Origin of the sequence: Rosenbergiella gaditana, from assembly GCF_018494065.1 — a bacterium.
Classification (GTDB): Bacteria; Pseudomonadota; Gammaproteobacteria; order Enterobacterales; family Enterobacteriaceae; genus Rosenbergiella; species Rosenbergiella gaditana.
In genome coordinates, this window is the sequence record NZ_JABBFR010000027.1 from 1 (window position 1) to 20,192 (window position 20,192).

Annotated in this window: 23 protein-coding genes and 5 pseudogenes; 20 read left to right on the forward strand and 8 right to left on the reverse strand. The window is 42.2% G+C overall.

Annotated elements, in window-relative coordinates:
- Window positions 1-280 precede the first annotated feature (280 nt).
- Window positions 281-697: a hypothetical protein gene (locus tag HH682_RS14060; RefSeq protein ID WP_214238155.1), complete on the reverse strand. Its 417-nt coding sequence runs from the start codon at window positions 695-697 to the stop codon at window positions 281-283.
- 467 nt (window positions 698-1,164) lie between these two features.
- Here HH682_RS14060 and HH682_RS14065 point away from each other — a divergent pair, with 467 nt between their 5' ends.
- Window positions 1,165-2,007 (forward strand): YPO3983 family protein, encoded by an 843-nt coding sequence (locus HH682_RS14065; RefSeq protein ID WP_214238156.1) that lies wholly within the window; start codon window positions 1,165-1,167, stop codon window positions 2,005-2,007.
- Entirely contained in the window at window positions 2,004-2,471 is a 468-nt protein-coding gene (locus tag HH682_RS14070) for a DUF943 family protein (protein WP_214238157.1), read from the forward strand. The genes HH682_RS14065 and HH682_RS14070 overlap by 4 nt, the downstream gene beginning before the upstream one ends.
- 947 nt (window positions 2,472-3,418) lie before the next feature.
- On the opposite strand, the gene HH682_RS14075 is transcribed toward HH682_RS14070, so the two are convergent.
- Window positions 3,419-3,694 carry an ogr/Delta-like zinc finger family protein gene (locus HH682_RS14075; RefSeq protein WP_214238158.1) on the reverse strand — a complete coding sequence of 92 codons (276 nt, stop codon included), beginning with the start codon at window positions 3,692-3,694 and terminating at the stop codon, window positions 3,419-3,421.
- Between the two features lie 316 nt (window positions 3,695-4,010).
- Here HH682_RS14075 and HH682_RS14085 point away from each other — a divergent pair.
- From HH682_RS14085 to HH682_RS14100, 4 genes and pseudogenes are all read left to right on the forward strand, one after another.
- Window positions 4,011-4,802, forward strand: a pseudogene (locus HH682_RS14085) (YPO3983 family protein).
- Window positions 4,799-5,269, forward strand: a complete 471-nt coding sequence (locus tag HH682_RS14090; protein ID WP_214238159.1) for a DUF943 family protein — start codon at window positions 4,799-4,801, stop codon at window positions 5,267-5,269. The pseudogene HH682_RS14085 and the gene HH682_RS14090 overlap by 4 nt, the downstream one beginning before the upstream one ends.
- A 580-nt stretch (window positions 5,270-5,849) precedes the next feature.
- The gene (locus tag HH682_RS14095; protein ID WP_214238176.1) at window positions 5,850-6,695 is read left to right on the forward strand and encodes a YPO3983 family protein; all 846 of its coding nucleotides are present in this window, start codon (window positions 5,850-5,852) and stop codon (window positions 6,693-6,695) included.
- Window positions 6,685-7,149 (forward strand): DUF943 family protein, encoded by a 465-nt coding sequence (locus HH682_RS14100; RefSeq protein ID WP_214238160.1) that lies wholly within the window; start codon window positions 6,685-6,687, stop codon window positions 7,147-7,149. Before HH682_RS14095 ends, HH682_RS14100 begins: the two co-directional genes overlap by 11 nt.
- Before the next feature lie 224 nt (window positions 7,150-7,373).
- On the opposite strand, the pseudogene HH682_RS14105 reads toward HH682_RS14100, so the two are convergent.
- Window positions 7,374-7,821, reverse strand: a pseudogene (locus tag HH682_RS14105) (transposase); the annotation flags it as partial.
- Between the two features lie 189 nt (window positions 7,822-8,010).
- Between HH682_RS14105 and HH682_RS14110 the strand changes: the two are divergent.
- From HH682_RS14110 to HH682_RS14135, 6 genes and pseudogenes are all read left to right on the forward strand, one after another.
- Window positions 8,011-8,865, forward strand: coding sequence for a YPO3983 family protein (locus HH682_RS14110; RefSeq protein ID WP_214238161.1), 855 nt, complete (start codon window positions 8,011-8,013; stop codon window positions 8,863-8,865).
- Window positions 8,849-9,313, forward strand: coding sequence for a DUF943 family protein (locus HH682_RS14115; protein ID WP_214238162.1), 465 nt, complete (start codon window positions 8,849-8,851; stop codon window positions 9,311-9,313). The genes HH682_RS14110 and HH682_RS14115 overlap by 17 nt, the downstream gene beginning before the upstream one ends.
- 394 nt (window positions 9,314-9,707) lie before the next feature.
- Window positions 9,708-9,989: pseudogene (locus tag HH682_RS14120) on the forward strand (IS3 family transposase); the annotation flags it as partial.
- A 126-nt stretch (window positions 9,990-10,115) separates the two neighbouring features.
- The gene (locus tag HH682_RS14125; protein WP_214238163.1) at window positions 10,116-10,967 is read left to right on the forward strand and encodes a YPO3983 family protein; all 852 of its coding nucleotides are present in this window, start codon (window positions 10,116-10,118) and stop codon (window positions 10,965-10,967) included.
- Window positions 10,951-11,418, forward strand: coding sequence for a DUF943 family protein (locus tag HH682_RS14130; protein ID WP_214238164.1), 468 nt, complete (start codon window positions 10,951-10,953; stop codon window positions 11,416-11,418). The genes HH682_RS14125 and HH682_RS14130 overlap by 17 nt, the downstream gene beginning before the upstream one ends.
- Window positions 11,419-11,527: 109 nt before the next feature.
- Entirely contained in the window at window positions 11,528-11,995 is a 468-nt protein-coding gene (locus HH682_RS14135; protein ID WP_214238165.1) for a DUF943 family protein, read from the forward strand.
- Window positions 11,996-12,260: 265 nt separating this feature from the next.
- Here HH682_RS14135 and HH682_RS15880 read toward each other — a convergent pair whose 3' ends face one another.
- On the reverse strand, window positions 12,261-12,515 hold the full coding sequence (locus HH682_RS15880) for a DUF262 domain-containing protein (protein ID WP_338049355.1): 255 nt from the start codon (window positions 12,513-12,515) through the stop codon (window positions 12,261-12,263).
- Between the two features lie 148 nt (window positions 12,516-12,663).
- Here HH682_RS15880 and HH682_RS14145 point away from each other — a divergent pair, with 148 nt between their 5' ends.
- From HH682_RS14145 to HH682_RS14180, 8 genes and pseudogenes are all read left to right on the forward strand, one after another.
- Window positions 12,664-13,515 carry a YPO3983 family protein gene (locus tag HH682_RS14145; RefSeq protein ID WP_214238166.1) on the forward strand — a complete coding sequence of 284 codons (852 nt, stop codon included), beginning with the start codon at window positions 12,664-12,666 and terminating at the stop codon, window positions 13,513-13,515.
- Window positions 13,499-13,963, forward strand: a complete 465-nt coding sequence (locus HH682_RS14150; RefSeq protein ID WP_214238167.1) for a DUF943 family protein — start codon at window positions 13,499-13,501, stop codon at window positions 13,961-13,963. Before HH682_RS14145 ends, HH682_RS14150 begins: the two co-directional genes overlap by 17 nt.
- A 326-nt stretch (window positions 13,964-14,289) precedes the next feature.
- Window positions 14,290-15,135 carry a YPO3983 family protein gene (locus HH682_RS14155; RefSeq protein WP_214238168.1) on the forward strand — a complete coding sequence of 282 codons (846 nt, stop codon included), beginning with the start codon at window positions 14,290-14,292 and terminating at the stop codon, window positions 15,133-15,135.
- The gene (locus HH682_RS14160; protein ID WP_214238169.1) at window positions 15,125-15,589 is read left to right on the forward strand and encodes a DUF943 family protein; all 465 of its coding nucleotides are present in this window, start codon (window positions 15,125-15,127) and stop codon (window positions 15,587-15,589) included. The genes HH682_RS14155 and HH682_RS14160 overlap by 11 nt, the downstream gene beginning before the upstream one ends.
- Before the next feature lie 50 nt (window positions 15,590-15,639).
- Window positions 15,640-16,000, forward strand: a pseudogene (locus HH682_RS14165) (YPO3983 family protein); the annotation flags it as partial.
- Window positions 15,990-16,451: a DUF943 family protein gene (locus HH682_RS14170; RefSeq protein ID WP_214238170.1), complete on the forward strand. Its 462-nt coding sequence runs from the start codon at window positions 15,990-15,992 to the stop codon at window positions 16,449-16,451. The pseudogene HH682_RS14165 and the gene HH682_RS14170, both read left to right, overlap by 11 nt.
- Window positions 16,452-16,563: 112 nt before the next feature.
- Window positions 16,564-17,412: a DUF3289 family protein gene (locus tag HH682_RS14175; protein WP_214238171.1), complete on the forward strand. Its 849-nt coding sequence runs from the start codon at window positions 16,564-16,566 to the stop codon at window positions 17,410-17,412.
- Window positions 17,396-17,872: a DUF943 family protein gene (locus HH682_RS14180; RefSeq protein ID WP_214238172.1), complete on the forward strand. Its 477-nt coding sequence runs from the start codon at window positions 17,396-17,398 to the stop codon at window positions 17,870-17,872. Before HH682_RS14175 ends, HH682_RS14180 begins: the two co-directional genes overlap by 17 nt.
- 126 nt (window positions 17,873-17,998) lie before the next feature.
- Here HH682_RS14180 and HH682_RS14185 read toward each other — a convergent pair.
- From HH682_RS14185 to HH682_RS14200, 4 genes and pseudogenes are all read right to left on the reverse strand, one after another.
- A pseudogene (locus tag HH682_RS14185) lies at window positions 17,999-18,370 on the reverse strand (peroxidase-related enzyme); the annotation flags it as partial.
- A gap of 233 nt (window positions 18,371-18,603) precedes the next feature.
- A complete protein-coding gene (locus HH682_RS14190; RefSeq protein ID WP_476705557.1) occupies window positions 18,604-18,984 on the reverse strand; it encodes a glycosyltransferase in 381 nt (126 codons plus the stop codon).
- A 15-nt stretch (window positions 18,985-18,999) separates the two neighbouring features.
- Window positions 19,000-19,665: a glycosyltransferase gene (locus tag HH682_RS14195; protein WP_214238174.1), complete on the reverse strand. Its 666-nt coding sequence runs from the start codon at window positions 19,663-19,665 to the stop codon at window positions 19,000-19,002.
- A gap of 431 nt (window positions 19,666-20,096) precedes the next feature.
- Window positions 20,097-20,192 (reverse strand): IS1 family transposase (locus HH682_RS14200; RefSeq protein WP_214238177.1); only part of this gene is annotated, 96 nt, incomplete at its 5' end.

The window sequence follows — 20,192 nt, forward strand, 5'->3', positions numbered from 1 at the left end:
AACGCAGCGATGCTAAAACTGCCCTCGAGGCGAGAACGGGAATATGCGAGGGAAGTAAGAGAGAAAAGGTCAAAATACCCCTTAAAAAACAATGCTGGCCACCTTAAGTGACCAGCATTAGCCAATTACGGCTGCTTTTTTTATGCCTGTGATTCGCCAATGGTAAAAAGATGGTAAAAGTCTGGTAAAATTACGGCCTAAATTGAGGCTTTTAACCATAAAAGTCACCACTTCTAACACCCTAGCATCATCAAGAGCGTCACCCTCGATAATGCCATCGTTAGTTTTGAAACTCCCATACCCCACTTCTGCAAACATCACCGAGTTTTGCTGAGTTGGCCTTAGCTGGGTTTAGGTCGAGCTGGTCGCCACTGGGCGTATCACCTATCCCGCCCATTTTTTGCATCATGTAAATTGAATACGCTGCCGATGCTATCGCAATTACCACCGCTGTCCATACTAACCAAGCCGGTGCGCCGGAACCATATTGCTTGGGGTAAATAGACACATTGGAGTCACTGGCGATAATAGAAGTTTCCCATTCGTCCGTGGTGATCTCTTTTCCTTCAAGGAAAATCGCTATCGGATACTCTGAGTCAATGGACCAACCTTCAATATTTGATGTCAGCCAATCTGCTATGGTTATGCAGCTATGCTCGTGAACCTCAACCTGTACTGCTAAAATGTGTACTACCAAAAACCATTACTACATAAAAATGCGTGTGTTCTATTTCCTATATGCTTTTTTAGGGCGTCCGGCCTGTCCCGCTGTCCATAATTTCTTAACTGAATGATTTTACTTACTAATATGGGTAAAAAGACCCTATCCACAGGCAGGAAAACTGGGAACGGGGCGTGTCCATTCCCGGACGGTCAGGGGTTAGCAGTATGTCATTCTGGTTTTTAGCAGTATGCCCAGAGACTGCGTCATGCCTAAGATCATTACCCCACTGAAGGGCATAGCGCACGAGATCTCCGGCAGTCTGAAAGATACTACGTGGCATTTTGATGATGGGCTGAGAGCGTAGAGCGTCCACTATCCCCCTGCCCGGAATCTGTAAAAAATTGCGGGCAGGATTACTGCATGATTTACACTCCCGCCAGTCTCCGCGTATTATTCCCTGTGAAGACCACCACGGACGATTACACAAGGAATGTTTCACGATGACCACACTACAGCTCCCCTGCACCATATTCAAAACCAAACAATGGATGGACGACTACGGCGCTAAAGATATGCGCTGCGGCGATCTGACCGAAGCACAGTTAAAATCTCAGTACCGGTTGGACTATATTTCTGACCGGGTTGATCCTTGGACGCTTACCCGGCGTTCCTCAATGGATCGTCCCCAGTCCATGTTCTGCTGTAATCTGCGCGGCCAGGGTGAAAAGATTACCCACCAGCAGTGCGCCGCAATGTTGTTTGATGAATTCCGCTCGTTATCCCGCAAGTTTTCCCTTTACGGGCCTTACAGTCACCTGATCGAAAAGATGATCAGCCATATGCAGAACGGCAACGGTACACCCTTCCGTGATATGTCGCTGGACCGGGCTTTAAAGGAGCATATTATCAGGGATAACTCGCAGGAAAATAGTACACGAGTGTTATTGCAGAAAGCGTTTGAAGACAATATTGAATGGGAAAATAACATTTATCCATCTATTGAAAAGGCAAAGCTGTATGAAGCCATATCGGGTGGTAAGTTACCTAAATTCGACAGATTCCAGGATAATTTTAATGGCATGGGGATTACCGTTCATGATACCTGGGCAACGCATATCACTATAAAATCACTGCACATCGATAATAACCGTTACCGGGCAGTGGTGCATTACAAGGTACAGGATCACTTTGGCCTCGACAGCGACGATATAACGAAAACAAAATTCAGCCAGTTCCATTTCTTCCGTATCTGGTTTGTTCTCCAGCGGTACAATCAGTTTGGCTTTAAGCCGTTCATGACCAATATGGAAGCCACCGTAGAAATTACAGGAACTCGCAAATGAGAGTGAAAAACAAGAAAGCTATTGTTCCGCTCTTTCTGGCTGGCTGCGTGCTACTTAGCTACTGGCTGTGGTTGTCTCTACGTCCCGTGGAGATCATAGCCATTCATCACAGAAGTAGTGGTTTCAGTGATGTTCTGGTCACTAGTTTCCCGCCGACTGATAAAGCAAAAATTAACTGGTGGTTAAAAAACAAGGATATGTTAAACGATAAATATGGCATTCCCAAACCTGATAGGAATGGTCATTTCTATCTGATTTTCTGGTTATTTGGAGAGGGTTATAAAGAGTTAGGGAAATATGACAGACTTTGCTTTGACGATATGAAACCACCTGTAAACTGCATTGAAAAGGATAGGGTATTTTCAATCAGTTTCAGCAAGAACAGAGGCACTATATTTACAGTAAATGATGGCGAATATCGTCTAAGAACAGATGGGAAAATAATAAAACTTAAAGACGAATAGAACCGCTCTTCCTCGCGTGGGGACAGCAATACAATCATCTGCTCTCCCCAACCTTGCACCAGCAAAGCTGAAGTAGCAAAATACGCTGGAGGCTATCCCAACGGGAAGAAAAGCGGCAACGCCTTACCGCCTGCCTCAACTCCTTTCGGTAGGGCCACTCTCCCTTAAAATCTCTGATTTGACGCCCCCCACCCTCTAACGTAATTGTGCGTTTTGCCAAACCCAAAATGTTGAGAAATGTTGAGGTGAAAAAGCACGTAGAAAAATGCATAATCTGACCAATACCGGGGAGGGGCGCTGCCAACCTCAAGATTTTTCGGACGGCGTCCGGTTACATCCGGTAAAAAAGGTAGCAAAACGTAGTGCTCAAACATTTCCAGTCCGATCCCCAACCGCAACATACACCATTTTACCCGCCAAACAGCGAGATATGGACAGCGCTGTCCACCCCTTGTCCATACCTCTGTCCACGTATGATGGTGCACAGAGGGGTATTATCTATATAATAAATATAATATTTTTTATTTTTATTATTATATATGGACAGCGGACAGACTGGACGCACAAAAGCATAACAGCTTTATGTGTTACACTCAGCGAAGTGTAGATAAAGCCCCTCGCCGGTAATGTGCAATTTTCTACCAAAACATTTTGGTAGTACGTTTGGTAGTTAGAACCTGAAAAGCCAAATGTCTTTATTATTAAAATCAGTCCATTAACTTCTAAGTTCAACTCCCGCCAGCCCAAAATTCTCCATCGATGATTACCAAAGTCATCCGATGAAGTCCTAAGAGCCCGCACGGCGCAAGCCCTGCGGGCTTTTTTGTGTCTGTAATCTTCCGAGGCGATCCGCCTGAATCCAGTGATAATTGGTAAAAGAAGGTGTAAAAAAGCCCAAATTATTTGGGCTTGAGAAGGAGTGAGAATAAGAATTAATGCTTATTAGATTAGGTTTGAGCGTGTCGGTCAGGCAACTTGAATGACGAGCCGTAGCGGCCTAATGATTGACCTTTACGCATCTGTATTTTCGTTTCCTCGACCGTTTGCTCTTCCGTTAGCCGTTCTGGCCTGCTAATAACCTTCTCAATACTCTCCAACGCCGTAAACGTGCAGGAGTAATCGAGATTTTTGCATTGGTAATAGATCCGCTTCACCGAATCAGATAGATAGTGGCTTGAACGGCAGTGCGACATCTGTAAACAAAAGGGGCACTTTATCGCCATTATTAACCACCTTGCTTTTTCATTGATCTTCGTTTCTTGATTCTACTTCTTGCAGCAGGTATTCCGCCCTTATGAACGTCATAATGAGAAGCTGACTGAGGGTAGTGGTCAACTAAGGTAAACGCAGGTTCCTGTGGTAACACGTCATTACTAGGGCTATGTCCACATTACGTGGGTAGGATCAGTACAGCGTTTACACTCTGGTATTTCACCGTATATTATTCCCTGTGAAGACCTCAAAGGACGATAACACAAGGAATGTATCACGATGGCCGCACTACAGTTTCCCTGTACTATTTTTCAAACGCAAAACAGGATGGACGACTACAGCGCTAAAGATATGCGCTGTGGGGATTTGACCGAAGCACAACTGAAAACCCATTACGGGCTGGTGGACGTTTCCACCAGGACCAACCCCCTACACATTAACAAAGATCACTCCGTTCAATCAGCCTCAATCTATGTTTTATGGCTCCCGTGGAGAAGGTGAGAAAATACCCGACAGCAATGCGCCAGTATCCTGTTTGATGAATTCCGTCAGTTATCGCGCCTGTTCTCGATTTATGGGCCATACCGCCATCTGATTGAAAATATGATCACCCATATGCAGCATGGCAACAGTTCGCCCTTTCGCAGCATGTACCTGGACAGTGCTTTGAAGGATCACATTCTCAGAGATAATTCGACGGAGAACAGTACTCGCTTGCGGTTAGATAAAGCATTTAATACTTTTGTAGATTGGGAAAATAAGAATTATCCGGCAAAAGATAGAGATGAATTCCGTGATGCAATTATGTCTGGAAAGCTTCCCAAATTTAACCGTTTCCAGGATAACTTCAACGGCATGGGAATAACGGTGCATGATACCTGGGCGACACATATCACCATAAAATCGTTACAGGTTGATAATGACCGCTACCAGGCGATTGTACATTACAAAGTCCAGGATCACTTTGGCCTTGATGTTGACGATATTTCAAAATTCAAGTTCAACCAGTTCCGCTTTTTCCGTATCTGGTTTGTGCTACAACGATACAACCAGTTTGGTTTCAAGCCCTTTATGACCAACATGGAAGCAACTATAGAAATTACAGGAACCCGAGAATGAGAGTAAAAAACAAGAAAACCATTGTGCTGCTCGTCGTAACGAGTTGTGTGCTGCTCGCTTACTGGCTTTGGTTGTCGCTCCGTCCGGTGGAAATTATTGCTGTTCATCAGAGGAATAATTATAGCGATGTGCTAGTCAGAAGTTTCCCTCCGACAGATAAAGGGAAGATAAAGTGGTGGCTGGAAAATAAAAATATGTTGAAAGAAAAATATGGAATTCCAAAGCCTGACTCAGGTTATGATGGTTTTTTCGGAGTTATTTTCTGGTATTTTGGCGATGGATATAAAGAGACCGATGGCTATGATAATTTATGTTTTTCCGATATGAAGCCGCCGATAAATTGCATAGAAAAAGATAAGGCCTTCACCGTATGGAATGACAGGAGTAAACATATACTTTTTGGCGTTAATGATGGATTCTATCGTACAAAGGAAAATGGTGAAATGGTGAAAATAAAAGACGAATAATTACCGCTCCTCTCGCGTAGCAATCACCGAAAAACCTTGCTTGGCTTGCGCCAGCTCTGCGGAAATAGCAAAATGCTAAAGAGGCTATCTCGACGGAGAGAAAAGCGGCAACACCTTACCGCCTGCATCAGCCCCTTTCAGTAAAATTACCCCTGAATTCTTAGACCTGACGCCATCCACTCCCCGGCGTACTCGCGCATGTGCGGGTTTTGATATGCCAAAAATGTTGAGAATTATTGAGGTGTAAAGAGCACGTAGCAAAACGTAGCGCCCGAATTTTTCCATACCGATCCCACCACGCCAAACTGTCCACTCCCCCTCAAATGAGACAGCTATAATTAGATTTCCTGCCTTTACATTTGCAGAGGTCAAAATGAAAAAAGCACGTTCTACTGAAACTCAGATCGTTAATATCCTGAAGCTTATGGATTAAGTCGAATGTAGTGCGTCCACTATGCTCCCCGCCCATAATCGGAAAAAATTACGGGCAGGGACTGTACAATATTTACACTCTGGCCTTTCACCCTGTATTATTCCCTGTGAAGACCTCAACGGACGATGACACAAGGAATGTATCATGATGACCGCCCTACAGTTTCCCTGTACTATTTTTCAAACGCAAAACCGGATGGACGACTACAGCGCTAAAGATATGCGCTGCGGCGACTTAACCGAAGCACAGTTAAAATCTCAATACGGGCTGGTGGACGTTTCAAACAGGGTCAACCCTTACACATTAACAAAGATCACTCCGTTCAATCAGCCTCAATCTATGTTTTATGGCTCTCGAGGAGAGGGTCAGAAAATTACCCGCCAGCAGTGCGCCGCAATGCTATTTGATGAGTTTCGGGATTTGTCCCGCACCTTTGCACTGTACAGCCCTTACAAGCCTCTAATAAAGCAGATGATCACCCATATGCAGTACAGTAATGGCAAACCGTTTCGGCATATGCTGCTGGACAGTGCTTTGAAGGTGCACATTCTGAATGACCGTTCAGAAAAAAATAGTACTCGTATTTTGTTAGCGAAAACATTTAAAGAAAAAACAGACTGGAAAAATAAACTTTATCCTGTCACTCAAAAAGATGAGCTACGCAAAGCCATCTCTGAGGGTAGATTGCCTAAATTTGACAGATTTCAGGATAATTTTAACGGGATGGGTATTACCGTTCACGATACCTGGGCAACGCATATCACTATAAAGTCTTTACAGATTGATGATGACCATTACCGGGCTGTGGTGCATTACAAAGTACAAGACCACTTTGCCCTGGACTGCGACGACATTTCAAAATTCAAGTTCAACTCGTTCCGTTTTTTCCGTATCTGGTTTGTGCTACAGCGGTACAATCAGTTTGGTTTCAAGCCATTCATGACTAATATGGAAACTACAATTGAAATCATCGGGAGCCGCAATGAAATTTAAAAATAAGAAAACTATCTTCATGCTATCGCTCTCCGTCTGCCTGCTACTGACCAGTGCTCTCTGGCTGTCGCTGCGCCCTGTAGAAGTTATTGCGGTTCATAAAGATGGCAGTCACAGCTATGTCTTAGTGAAAAAATTTCCTTGTACAGAAAAAGGGAAATTAAAATGGTGGTTGAAAAATAAGGATGCATTGAAGGATAAATACAAAATCCCCTCTCCTGCTTCAGATGGATCTTTCGTAGTTGTATTTTGGGATTTTGGCGATGGTTATAAAGAAACAGATGGGTATGACAATCTTTGTTTCAACGATATGAAACCACCGATGAATTGTATAGAAAAAAACTCTCTCCTTATGGTGAGGAACAGTGAAAATACAGGGAGTTATTTTGTTCTGGATAGTGGAACATATCGCATGAATAATAAAGGGGATATAGTTAAGAACAAATCTGATTAGATCTGCTCCCCTCGCGTAGAGACAGCAACGAAATCATCCCCCTTCCACGGCTTGCCCGACCGGGTAGAAGTAGTAAGTTGCCAAAAAGACTATCCACGTATGATGGTACACGGATGGGTATTATCACTATTATAAATATAATATTTTTTATTATTATATATGGATAGCGGACAGGCTGGACGCATAAAAGCATAATAGCTTTCTGTGTTACACTAACCGTATCGTATCGTGTCATGTCGTTTTTGCCAGTAATGGTAACTGCTGCGGTGTATTCCCAGAGCGGAACACAGGCTGACAACCGTGTGGCTGTCACTCAGTCTGGCCGCTATCGTGAACCGTTCAGCGAGTCGGACATCAAGAGTGCAGTCGCATTTTTTAATATCGTATTTTGTTCCTCCAGACGGCGAACCTGCTTTTCCAGCTCGCGAATACGTTGCTGGTCTGGAGTAATGGCGTAGCAGAGGGTTGTATCCCCTGGCGCTCTCGTCTGAGTTGGCGCACCCAACTTTCGAGGGTGGTAGAACCGACGTTCATCGCCTCACTGGCTTGACGATATGAGTAGCCCTTATCAACAATCAGTTGAGCACATTCCAGCCTGAACTCTGGAGTGAAAGTACGTTTAGTTTTTTTGTTCATTAAGTCACCTGTTTTATGTTGTGGTGAGAATATCACCTTTAACTAGGTGGCCAAATTTACTGTGCCACTAAACTCAGCCCGGAACAGTTTGAAAACCAGAACCTCGTCTAGGGCTATGTCCACATTACGTGGGTAGGATCAGTACAGCGTTTACACTCTGGCATTTCACCGTATATTATTCCCTGTGAAGACCACAACGGACGATGACACAAGGAATGTATCAATATGACCGCCCTACAGTTTCCCTGTACTATTTTTCAAACGCAAAAACGAATGGACGACTACAGCGCTAAAGATATGCGCTGCGGCGACTTAACCGAAGCACAGTTAACATCCCAGTACCGGCTGGATTACATTTCTGACCGGGTTGATCCCTGGACGCTTACCCGGCGTTCCTCAATGGATCGCCCTCAGTCCATGTTCTGCTGTAATCTGCGTGGCCAGGGTGAAAAGATTACCCGACAGCAGTGCGCCGCAATGCTGTTTGACGAGTTCCGCTCGTTATCACGCAAATTTTCTCTTTACGGGCCTTACAGTCACCTGATCGAAAAAATGATCACTCACATGCAGAACAGCAACGGTACGCCCTTCCGGGATATGTCGTTGAACAGGGCATTGAAGGAGCATATTCTTAATGATAGATCTGAAAAAAACAGTACTCGTATTTTGTTAGAAAAAGTATTTCAAGAAAAACTTGACTGGAAAAATAGAATTTATCCTGTTGCTCAAAAAGATGATTTAAGGACTGCTATATCTCGTGGAAAACTCCCAAAATTTGACCGCTTTCAGGATAATTTCAACAGTATGCGAATCACCGTGCATGATACTTGGGCAACACATATCACATTAAAATCACTACATATTGAAAATGATTGCTACCGGGCAGTGGTGCATTACAAAGTGCAGGATCACTTTGGCCTCGACAGCGACGATATACTGAAAACAAAATTCAGCCAGTTCCATTTCTTCCGCATCTGGTTTGTACTCCAGCGATACAATCAGTTTGGTTTTAAACCTTTTATGACCAATATGGAAGCCACTGTAGAAATCACAGGGGGGCACAATGAAAGTAATAAATAAAAAAATTTTGATTCTATTTTTTCTGGCTGTTTGTGTTTTACTGGGTTATTGGATTTGGCTGTGTTTACGTCCTGTAGAGATTGTCGCGGTTCATCAGGAAAATAACTATAGCGATGTTTTAGTTAGAAGCTTCCCAGCGACAGATAAGGGAAAAATAATCTGGTGGCTAGAAAATAAAAACATGTTGAAAGAAAAATATGGTATTCCAAAGCCTAGCCCAGATGGATCTTTCGTAGTTGTATTTTGGGATTTTGGCGATGGTTATAAAGAAACAGATGGATATGACAATCTTTGTTTCAACGATATGAAACCTCCGATGAATTGTATAGAAAAAAACTCTCTCCTTATGGTGAGGAACAGTGAAAATACAGGGAGTTATTTTGTTCTGGATAGTGGAACATATCGTATGAATAATAAAGGGGATATAGTAAAGGACAAATCGGATTAGATCTGCTCCCCTCGCGTGGGGACAGCAATAAAATCATCCGCTCTCCCCAACCTTGCACCAGCAAAGCTGAAGTAGCAAATTACGCTGGAGGCTATCCCGACGGGGAGAAAAGCGGCAACGCCTTACCGCCTGCCTTACACCCTTTTAGTAATGCTATTTCTCATAAAACCATCGATTTGACAAGCTCCACACTCTAACGTAATCGCACGTTGTGCCATGCCAAAATGTTGACGTGAAAAAGCACGTAGAAAAATATGGAATCTGAGCAATACCGGGGAGGGGCGGGTCTCCAACCTGCCATTTTCGGACGGCGTCCGGTTACATCCGGTAAAAAAGGTAGCAAAACGTAGTGCTCAAACATTTCCAGTCCGAGCCCCAGCCACGACATATACCATTTCACACGGATTGTGGCGGGCAGTATTGCTCAGCAGATTATCAGGGGCCCCTGAAACGGCATAGCCTGCGCGGTAGCATGAGTGTAAAGGGCTGCTGCTACGATAATGCCTGTGCGTAAAGCTTCTTCCACACGCTGAAAGTCGAATGTATCCACAGTGAACGCTTTATCAGTCGGGAAACCATGCGAGAAACGATAGTTAATGATATCGAGTGCGATGACAATCGGTGGCGTCGTCACTGTGCCTGTGGCGGTCTGAGCCCGGAACAGTTCGAAAACTAGAACCTCGTCTAGGGCTATGTCCATATTACATGGGTAGGATCAGTACAGCGTTTACACTCTGACCTTTCACCATATATTATTCCCTGTGAAGACCTCAAAGGACGATGACACAAGGAATGTATCACGATGGCCGCACTACAGTTTCCCTGCTCCCTATTCAAAACCCAAAACCGGATGGACGACTACGGCGCTAAAGATATGCGCTGCGGGGATCTGACCGAAGCACAACTTAAAAGCCATTACCGGCTGGTGGATGTTTCCACCAGAGCCAACCCTTACACCCTGACGAAAATTACTCCATTCACTCAGCCACAGTCAATGTTTCATGGCTCACGTGGAGAAGGGGAAAAGATTACCCGGCAACAATGCACCAATAGCTTGTTTGATGAATTCCGCGATTTATCGCGCTTGTTCTCAATTTATGGCCCGTACAAACACCTGATCGAAAAGATGATCACCCACATGCAGTACGGTAATGGCAAACCGTTTCGGCATATGCTGCTGGACAGTGCTTTGAAGGTGCACATTCTCAGTGATAATTCGACAGAGAACAGCACAAGGCTTCTTCTAAAAGAGGCTATTGGGGTCAATATTGACTGGCCAAATAATGTCTATCCTGCTGAAAAAAAAGCCCTATTAAGAGACGCGATACTTGATGGTAAGTTACCTAGGTTCGACAGATTCCAAGATAACTTTAACGGCATGGGGATCACGGTGCATGACACCTGGGCAACACACATCACTATAAAATCGCTACAGGTTGATAATGACCGTTACCGGGCAGTCGTGCATTACAAAGTACAGGATCACTTCGGCTTGGATATTGAAGATATTGGCAAGCTACAATTTAACTTTTTTCGTTTTTTCCGCATCTGGTTTGTGCTGCAACGATGCAATAAGTTTGCTTTTAAGCCCTTTATGACCAATATGGAAAGCACCATAGAAATTACAGGGAACCGTAATGAAAGTAAAAAATAAGAAAACGCTTTGCGCCCTTCTATTGGTTGCGGTGGGGATTTTCGGCTACTGCCTCTGGTTATCCCTGCGTCCGGTAGAGATTATCGCAGTACATCACAGAGGACATGGTTCCAGTGCTGTTTTGGTAAGAAATTTCCCGTTAACTGATAATGGTAAAATAAGCTGGTGGCTGAAAAACAAGGATATGTTGAAAGAAAAATATAACCTCCCTCGACCAGAAAAAGACGGCGATTTTACTGTGATTTTCTGGCTATTCGGCGATGGCTACAAAGCAACGGACGGCTACGACAGATTATGTTTTGATGATATGCCGCTACCACTAAACTGTATTGATAAAAAAAGGATTTTTTCAGCAAATCACAGTCGAAATATGGGGATTTCATTCATTACTACTGGCGGCATATATCGTATGAAAGAAAACGGGCAGATCGTAAAAGACAATGCTGAATAAAACCGTTTTCTTGCGTAACAACATCCTACCTGCCTGAAATGTAGCAATTTAGTTTCAGAACCTCTATGACCAATATGGAAGCCAACATAGAAATTACAGGAACTCGCAAATGAGAGAGAAAAACAAGAAAACTATTGTTCTGCTCTTTCTGGCTGGCTGCGTGCTACTTAGCTACTGGCTGTGGTTGTCTCTGCGTCCCGTAGAAATCATAGCCATTCATCACAGAAGTAGTGGTTTCAGTGATGTTCTGGTCACTAGTTTCCCGCCGACTGATAAAGGAAAAATTAACTGGTGGTTAAAAAATAAGGATATATTAAATGATAAATATGGCATTCCAAAACCTGATGGAAACGGTCATTTTTATATGACTTTCTGGTTATTTGGAGAGGGTTATAAAGAGTTAGGGAAATATGACAGACTTTGCTTTGAAGATATGAAACCACCTGTAAACTGCATTGAAAAGGATAGGGTATTTTCAATCAGTTTCAGCAAGAAAAGAGGCACTATATTTACAGTAAATGATGGCGAATATCGTCTAAGAACAGATGGGAAAATAATAAAACGTAAAGACGAATAGAACCGCTCTCCCTCGCGTAGTGACTGCAATAAAATCATCTCCCCCAGCGCTTAAAGTTTTAGATACTTTATAGGTATTAAGATCATCCTGTACAACGATCTTGGTAAATATCATCTCAGTCGAGAAATAAATTATAAACTGAGCAATCTCAGCACCTGTATTTCCGAAATCGTTTTTACAATAGAAATTAAAGCATTTTTTTAAGTTTATTCCTTGCTGTTGCACCTCTAATATTTGGAGTCTCTAAATCAGAACAGATCCTCTGTTAATACCAGCTAGTATTTCTGTTTAAATATAATTTACTTACAACTCGCAAAGAAACCAAATTTTTACCACCTACAAAATATTTAATTAACTCAGCATATCTTTCATTATTTTCATCAACTTCCTCACCCCTGTCGATTAGATTTTTAATAGCCTTCATAGCGGCCAAAACAATTATCGATAAAGTGACTAATCTTTGCTGCCCATCAATAACTTCATACTGATACTGATCAGTTTGCTGTAATACAATATACACCCATATAATGAAACCCTTCTTTATCTAAGGCTACTATGTCACTCCACAAGTCCTCCCATTGTGCATACGGCGTTTACACTTCAACCCACCAGCGCGTATTATTCCCTGTGAAGACCTCAAAGGACGATAACACAAGGAATGTATACTTATGGCCGCACTACAGTTTCCCTGCACCCTATTCAAAACCCAAAAGTGGATGGACGACTACAGCGCCAGTGATATGCGCTGCGGCGATTTGACCGAAGCACAACTGAAAACCCATTACGGGCTGGTGGACGTTTCAACCAGGGCCAACCCCTACACATTAACAAAGATCACTCCGTTCAATCAGCCACAGTCAATGTTTCATGGCTCCCGTGGAGAAGGAGGAAAGATCACCCGGCAACAATGCGCCAATATCTTATTTGATGAGTTCCGCGAGTTATCGCGCTTGTTCTCGGTTTATGGTACTTACAAAACGTTAATCGAGCATATGATTCGCCATATGCAGCACAACAACGGCATGCCGTATCAGCATGGTTTGCTGGACAGGGCTTTGAAGGATCACATTATCCGAGATAACAATCCAGATAACAGTACACGCCTGTTATTGAAAGAAGCTTTTAGCACCGCGGTTGACTGGGAAAATAAATGCTTACAGGTAAGCAAAAAAGATGAATTAAGGATTGCTATATCTCGTGGAAAACTCCCTAAATTTGACCGCTTTCAGGATAATTTCAACGGTATGGGAATCACCGTGCATGATACCTGGGCAACGCACATCACCATAAAATCGTTACAGATTGATAATAACCGCTACCGGGCGGTTGTACATTACAAAGTCCAGGATCACTTTGGCCTTGATGTTGATGATATTTCAAAATTCAAGTTCAACCAGTTCCGCTTTTTCCGCATCTGGTTTGTGCTACAGCGATATAACCAGTTTGGTTTCAAGCCATTTATGACCAATATGGATGCAACCGTAGAAATCACTGGGGGGCGCAATGACAGTAAAAAATAAAAAAATCTTGATTCTGTTTTTTCTGGCTGTTTGTGGGTTACTGGGTTACTGGGTTTGGCTGTTTTTACGTTCTGTAGAGATTGTCGCAGTTCATCAGGAAAATAACTATAGCGATGTTTTAGTTAGAAGCTTCCCACCGACAGATAAGGGGAAAATAAGCTGGTGGCTGGAAAATAAAAATATGTTGAAAGAAAAATATGGCATTCCAAAGCCTGATTCAGATGGTTTATTCACTGTCATTTTTTGGTATTTTGATGACGGATACAAAGAAGAAGGGAAATATGACAGGCTGTGTTTTAACGATATGAAACCACCTAAAAATTGTATAGAAAAAAACAGAGTTTTCTCTGTTAGTGACAGTAAAAACATGGGGGTTTCTTTTACTACTCATGATGAAATATATCGTATGAGGAAAAACGGGAAGATAGTAAAAGACGAGTCTGATTAGAGCAGTATGACTGCTTAATCAGAAGTTACGCACCCTGAAAATGGAATTCGATAACGTCAAAACGCAGGTAGGCAGTGCACTTATTCCTGTGTTTGAAAACCTGCTGGATGCCTGGGACAAAGTTTCGGGGTAGATCAGCGATAACCGGGAGGGCGTTACGCAGTTCTTTGTCGCGCTTGTGGGCATAGTGACGGCGTACTATCTCCCCGCCCATAATCAGTAAAAAATGACGGACAGGGACTGTACAATATTTACACTCTGGTCTTTCACCGTATATTATTCCCTGTGAAGACCTCAACGGACGATGGCACAAGGAATGTATCACGATGACCGCCCTAAAGTTTCCCTGTACTATTTTTCAAACGCAAAACCGAATGGACGACTACAGCGCTAAAGATATGCGCTGCGGCGACTTAACCGAAGCACAGTTAAAATCTCAATACGGGCTGGTGGACGTTTCATCCAGGGTCACCCCTTACACATCAATAAAGATCACTCCGTTCAATCAGCCTCAATCTATGTTTTATGGCTCCCGAGGAGAGGGTCAGAAAATTACCCACCAGCAGTGCGCCGCAATGCTGTTTGAAGAATTTCGTCAGCTCTCCCGCCTGTTCTCAGTATACGGACCGTACCGCCACCTGATCGAAAAGATGATCACCCACATGCAGAACGGCAACGGTATGCCATTCATTGATATGGCGCTGGACAGTGCTTTGAAGGAGCACATTCTCAGTGATAATTCGACAGAAAACAGTACGCGCTTGCGGTTACAGAAAGCATTTAATATCTTTATTGACTGGGACAATAAAAATTATCCCATAAAAAATAAAGATGAGCTACGTAAAGCAATAGCATTCGGAAAACTCCCCAAATTCGACAGATTTCAGGATAATTATAACGGCATGGGAATTACTGTACACGATACTTGGGCAACCCATATCACCATAAAGTCATTACATATTGATAATGACCGTTACCGTGCAATAGTTCATTACAAGGTTCAGGATCACTTTGGCCTTGATGTTGATGACATTTCAAAGTTTAAGTTTAACCAGTTCCGCTTTTTCCGTATCTGGTTTGTGCTCCAGCGGTACAATCAATTTGGTTTCAAGCCCTTCATGACTAACATGGACGCCACTGTAGAGATTACCGGGGGCCGCGATGAAAGCTAACCTCAACAAAATTCTACTTGCGCTATCGTTCTCCGTTAGCTTGTTACTAGCATCTGTACTCTGGCTTTCGCTGCGATCGGTAGAAATTGTTGCCGTTCATAAAGACGGTAACTACAGCTCAGTTTTAGTAAAAAGCTTCCCGATTACAGACAAGGGGAAAATCAACTGGTGGCTGGAAAACAAGGATATGCTTAAAAAAGTATATGACGTTCCCGCTCCAGATAATGAGGGCTTTTTTGAAGTTATTTTCTGGGGTTTTGGCGAGGGTTATAAAGAAACCGATGGCTATGACAATTTGTGTTTTAGCGATATGAAGCCGCCGATAAATTGCATAGAGAAAGATAAGGTTTTCACTGTATGGAATGACAGGGGTAAACGTCTATTTTTTGGCGTTCAAGATGGATTCTATCGTACAAAGGAAAATGGTGAAATGGTGAAAATAAAAGATGAATAAATCTGCGCCTCTCGCGTAGAGACAGCAATAAAATCACCTCCCGCCTTACCTACCCGGCAGAAATGAAGGATGAATTACGCAAAGCAATAGCATTCGGGAAACTCCCCAAATTCGACCAATTTCAGGATAACTTTAACGGCATGGGGATCGCGGTGCATGACACCTGGGCAACACATATCACTATAAAATCACTACAGGTTGATAATGACCGTTACCGGGCTGTGGTGCATTACAAGGTACAGGATCACTTTGGCCTTGATAGTGACGATATACTGAAAACAAAAATTCAGTCAGTTCCATTTCTTTCGTATCTGGTTTGTGCTCCAGCGGTACAATCAATTTGGTTTCAAGCCGTACATGACAAATATGGAAGCCAGTGTAGAGATTACCGGGGGCCGCGATGAAAGTTAAAAACAAGAAGATGTTTGGCACTCTCTTTCTGACTGGCTGTATGCTGCTGGCTTACATTAGCTGGATGTCACTACGTCCAGTGGACATTGTTGCGGTGCATGAGGATGGAAGTAGTATCGATATTTTAGTAAAAAACTTTCCTATTACAAGCAAAGGTAAAATTAACTGGTGGCTGAAAAATGAAGACAGTTTGAAAGAAAAATATAACATCCCTAAACCAGAGCAAGATGGATACTTCGTTATTATATTTTGGTTATTCGGGGGCGGTTACAAAAAAACGGATGGTTATGACAGACTCTGCTTTGATGATATGAAAACAGAAATAAACTGCATCGATAAAGATAGAGTTTTTTCGATTAGCAATAGCAAAAACAGGGGAACTATATTTACAGTATCTGATGGTGAATATCGCATAAAAGACGGAAAGATAGTCAAGCTTAAACATGAATAAAGTACCTTTTCTCGCATGGGAACAGCAATAAAATTATCCGCTCTACCCAACCTTGAACCAGTAAAGCGGAAGTAGCAAAATGCTCAGGAGGCTACACAAGGAATGTATCAAGATGACCGCATTACAGTTTCCCTGTACTATTTTTCAAACGCAAAACCGAATGGACGACTATAGCGCTAAAGATATGCGCTGCGGCGATTTATCAGAATCACAGTTAAAAACGCATTTTCATTTGCTGGATGTATCCACCAGAGCCAACCCTTACACCCTAGCGAAAATCACCCCGTATAATCAGCCACAGTCTATGTTTTATGGCTCCCGGGGAGAGGGTCAGAAAATTACCCGCCAGCAGTGCGCCGCAATTCTATTTGATGAGTTTCGGGATTTGTCCCGCACCTTTGCACTGTACAGCCCTTACAAGCCTCTAATAAAGCAGATGATCACCCATATGCAGAAAGCCAACGGTGCACCGTTTCGGCATATGCTGCTGGAAAGTGCCTTGAAGGATCATATTCTCAATGACAGGACTGAGAACAGTACGTTGTCAAAAATAAAAAATGCTCTAATCGAGAATATTGACTGGGTAAACAAGCATTATCTGGAAAAAGATAAAGTTGAATTGCGAAAAGCTATTTTCAGTGGAAAACTCCCTAAGTTTGACAGATTCCAAGATAACTTTAACGGCATGGGCATTACCGTCCATGATACCTGGGCAACACATATCACCCTAAAATCATTGCATATTAGCAACGATAGCTACCGTGCAGTGGTATATTACAACGTTCAGGATCACTTTGGCCTTGATGTTGATGATATTTCAAAGTTTATGTTTAACCAGTTCAGATTTTTCCGTGTCTGGTTTGTACTCCAGCGTTACAATCAGTTTGGCTTTAGGCCATTTATGACCAATATGGAAGCCACTGTAGAGATTATCGGGGGTCGTAATGAAAGCAAAAACTAAGAAAATTATTGCTTTTATCACGCTGGCTGGCTGCGTATTGGCTGGTTACTGGCTTTGGCTATCACTACGTCCGGTGGAGATTGTCGCAGTTCATGACAATGGTAATCATAGCTATGTTTTAGTCAGGAGTTTCCCGCAAACAGATAAAGGAAAAATTAACTGGTGGCTCGAAAATAAATCTATCCTGAAAGAGAAATATAATATCCCTAAACCATCATCCTCTGGATCTTTTACTATTATTTTCTGGCTATTTGGTGAGGGATATAAAGAAACTGATGGTTATGACAGGCTATGTTTTAATGATATGCTGCCACCGCTAAACTGTATTGATAAAGATGCTGTTTTCTCTGTCAGTAATAGTAAGAATTTGGGTGCGATCTTTACAACATATGATGGAAAATATCAGCTACAAAAAGGCGACGATATAGTTAAGTTCACAGATGAATTCGAGTTTAAATAACCCCCCCCTGAACGTCATACAGTAAAATACTCAAGAGGCTACACAAGGAATGTATCAAGATGGCCGCCCTACAGTTTCCCTGTACTATTTTTCAAACGCAAAACCGAATGGACGACTACAGCGCTATACCTGTAACAGTAACGCAATCTCCTCGGGTTGTTTGGATAGCTGGCTGGCTTTTCTCGCGTGGACGGAGGCGCAGTAAATGCAGCCATTCACCTTACTCACCACCGTCGCTGCGAGTTCACGTTCGGCGCGGCTCAGACCGCCCGATGTATAAAAAATATCTTTATCGATCAGCGTACGCTGCTCCAGCACTGGCTGGTCATGCCCTAATAACAGAAAATAATCCGAATGTTGGTGACCAAAACGAACCAGTACTTCTTGTTGTTGTTCAGTGAACGAGGCAAAAGGTTTAGGGGTTAGCCACGGCTCCCATCCAAGCTCTTTACGCGTAAAGGCTTGAGGGGCGCGCCGATTCCCGGCGGCACGCGCCTGACAGCATGCTCAAAATAGTGTTTACCCGCATCCGTCAGAGGTAATTGCCGAGTGGTTCTCTGAAGCAACGTCAGGCAGAGGCGTTTTTCCAACAGGGTACGCGATGACTTTCCATTGATACCGATAATTCCAATAAAAGCGCCTTAACAGTATGGCGCTTAGTTTTAAGCGTAACTTTAAAAAAAAATAATTTTATCCGCATCCCTCTACTGTTAATTACCAGGAATTTATTATTAATCACCTCCATCTGAAAGATATATTATTGCCTTTCTTAATATATTATTAGAAAAAAAACCAGATCTTAATTTAAGCGAGTAATCCCAGACATTTTCAACCATGCGATTATATTGTGATTCATCAATAGAACCTACTACTTCATTAATATCGTTCAGCTCATCTATTACTAATCCCAACCCATCTTTTTTGATACGTTCAGCATGCGGTGAATAGCGATCAACAATAACAGGAAGCCCAGATGCTAGATAAAGTGAAAGTTTTAAAGGGTTATTGAATTGGCCATATCTTTCAGCGCCACCAAAATAACTTTTTTCTACTATTTTGTTTCTATTATGATAAGAAACCAAACCAAATCCTGAGTTAAGCTGGCCAGGAATATCGTTATTATTTAACTACCCCATAATATTTAAATTACTTTGATTCCTTTCCTCTTCTGTCAGATCGTTTGGATTCCCAATTAAGTTTATCAAAAATCTCCCATCATAATTAGAAAAATCCGTTTTATTAAGTGATCCAACGAATGTTAGCTCTTTTTTGAATTTTTTTTTGAAGGAAGGTGGAACTTCACAATAATAATCTGAAAGGCCCATGCTGATGATTTTTGTTTTTATACCCCCGTCTTTTACTAGGCGATCAGTCATTTTTTCATTTGACGAAATGACTAGTTGACATAGGTTCATTAATTGAAATTCGTTATCTCCAGTAAAATCTCTGTCACTGTCATCAAAAAGCCAGGGGATAACATCCCATAAGACTAGAGAAACTTTAACATCAGCTAATGCTGTCAATTTTTTTATTAATAAACTTTCAACTCCATAATCTAGCCATGTTGGGAATTGGACAAAAACGATATCACCTGGTGATATCGGCGAAAGAACGTTTTCGATTATACTCTCAATTGAAACTTTAGACGCGTTTCTAATACAATTAGTATTGTATTTTAGCGGTTTAACTCCAAGATCCGAAGAAAAAACAACCATATCTCTATTAGCTATATACCCACTCGATATGGTGTAATAGTTTTCTGGTACATCTGCTTTAGTAATCCACACTGTCATAATAAATCCTGATATTCTCTACGCTATTTTTTCACATAAATTCACTAATATAAAATACAAAAATTAAATTAATCATTAAGAGACTTAACATCTAATATAGTAGAATTTAATGACAAAGTTAGTACTTACTAACAATAATATCGAGTTATTACCAATGGGTATTAATATATACCATGATATTTTACGTCATCTACTTTATTTACAGTTTCCAAATTAAAGATTCGGAACTGATTCTCTGATACTGGGTCAGTAGAAAAACAGGCCGAGATCTTTTTCACCCTGATAATCGATCGATTTAGTAAACATTCACCCAATTTCTCGGTTTCTATACCGCAATATCCCACCGAAAGGATACTCAGCGTAGAGTACCTTTATAAAAATTAGTCTGGACCGTGGAGTGTAAAAATAAAAATTTTCGGTAATGACTCCAATTAGTAGAACATATATTTGTCAATGAAGGCCCCGATGACTTTTTCATGTAGCTCTATTGTGCGTGAGAAGCAGATTGTTTTTCGGGCTAAACGCTT

What these genes read in the sequence shown, in the direction of transcription:
- HH682_RS14130 (WP_214238164.1), top strand. Translation starts at nt 10,951, where the DNA reads ATGAAAGTAAAAAATAAGAAAACGCTTTGCGCCCTTCTATTGGTTGCG.
- HH682_RS14110 (WP_214238161.1), top strand. Translation starts at nt 8,011, where the DNA reads ATGACCGCCCTACAGTTTCCCTGTACTATTTTTCAAACGCAAAAACGA.
- HH682_RS14070 (WP_214238157.1), top strand. Translation starts at nt 2,004, where the DNA reads ATGAGAGTGAAAAACAAGAAAGCTATTGTTCCGCTCTTTCTGGCTGGC.
- HH682_RS14195 (WP_214238174.1), bottom strand. Translation starts at nt 19,665, where the DNA reads ATGACAGTGTGGATTACTAAAGCAGATGTACCAGAAAACTATTACACC.
- HH682_RS14145 (WP_214238166.1), top strand. Translation starts at nt 12,664, where the DNA reads ATGGCCGCACTACAGTTTCCCTGCACCCTATTCAAAACCCAAAAGTGG.
- HH682_RS14155 (WP_214238168.1), top strand. Translation starts at nt 14,290, where the DNA reads ATGACCGCCCTAAAGTTTCCCTGTACTATTTTTCAAACGCAAAACCGA.
- HH682_RS14125 (WP_214238163.1), top strand. Translation starts at nt 10,116, where the DNA reads ATGGCCGCACTACAGTTTCCCTGCTCCCTATTCAAAACCCAAAACCGG.
- HH682_RS14115 (WP_214238162.1), top strand. Translation starts at nt 8,849, where the DNA reads ATGAAAGTAATAAATAAAAAAATTTTGATTCTATTTTTTCTGGCTGTT.
- HH682_RS14090 (WP_214238159.1), top strand. Translation starts at nt 4,799, where the DNA reads ATGAGAGTAAAAAACAAGAAAACCATTGTGCTGCTCGTCGTAACGAGT.
- HH682_RS14180 (WP_214238172.1), top strand. Translation starts at nt 17,396, where the DNA reads ATGAAAGCAAAAACTAAGAAAATTATTGCTTTTATCACGCTGGCTGGC.
- HH682_RS14100 (WP_214238160.1), top strand. Translation starts at nt 6,685, where the DNA reads ATGAAATTTAAAAATAAGAAAACTATCTTCATGCTATCGCTCTCCGTC.
- HH682_RS14075 (WP_214238158.1), bottom strand. Translation starts at nt 3,694, where the DNA reads ATGGCGATAAAGTGCCCCTTTTGTTTACAGATGTCGCACTGCCGTTCA.
- HH682_RS14095 (WP_214238176.1), top strand. Translation starts at nt 5,850, where the DNA reads ATGACCGCCCTACAGTTTCCCTGTACTATTTTTCAAACGCAAAACCGG.
- HH682_RS14175 (WP_214238171.1), top strand. Translation starts at nt 16,564, where the DNA reads ATGACCGCATTACAGTTTCCCTGTACTATTTTTCAAACGCAAAACCGA.
- HH682_RS14065 (WP_214238156.1), top strand. Translation starts at nt 1,165, where the DNA reads ATGACCACACTACAGCTCCCCTGCACCATATTCAAAACCAAACAATGG.
- HH682_RS14160 (WP_214238169.1), top strand. Translation starts at nt 15,125, where the DNA reads ATGAAAGCTAACCTCAACAAAATTCTACTTGCGCTATCGTTCTCCGTT.
- HH682_RS14150 (WP_214238167.1), top strand. Translation starts at nt 13,499, where the DNA reads ATGACAGTAAAAAATAAAAAAATCTTGATTCTGTTTTTTCTGGCTGTT.
- HH682_RS14135 (WP_214238165.1), top strand. Translation starts at nt 11,528, where the DNA reads ATGAGAGAGAAAAACAAGAAAACTATTGTTCTGCTCTTTCTGGCTGGC.
- HH682_RS14170 (WP_214238170.1), top strand. Translation starts at nt 15,990, where the DNA reads ATGAAAGTTAAAAACAAGAAGATGTTTGGCACTCTCTTTCTGACTGGC.